A 281-nucleotide genomic window follows, 5' to 3' on the forward strand; every position below is an offset into this window, starting at 1 on the left:
TGGTCTACGCAAAACCACTGTTGAGACCTGAGACCCGGTTATGGCCACCCGCTGCGCGGTTTGAGGGCTGCGCGCGTGGCCATAACCTCTCAGCGGCCAATCTTCCCGACGTGCTACGGCACGGAATTCACCAGCCGGGCAATCCTGAAATGGGCCGATAGGAACGGCGTGGATTGGCATTACATCGACCCCGGAAAACCGCAGCAGAATGCCTTCATAGAGACATTCAACGGCAGCCTGCGGGACGAGCTTCTCAATGAAGAGATGTTCGATACCCTGGA

The 281-nt window shown here is 57.7% G+C and carries 1 pseudogene; it reads left to right on the forward strand.

From position 1 onward, the window contains the following. Nucleotides 1-117: 117 nt before the first annotated feature. Nucleotides 118-281 (forward strand): annotated as a pseudogene (locus AB9K35_RS00020) (integrase core domain-containing protein); the annotation flags it as partial.

The organism is Leisingera sp. XS_AS12 (genome assembly GCF_041224635.1).
GTDB lineage: Bacteria > Pseudomonadota > Alphaproteobacteria > Rhodobacterales > Rhodobacteraceae > Leisingera.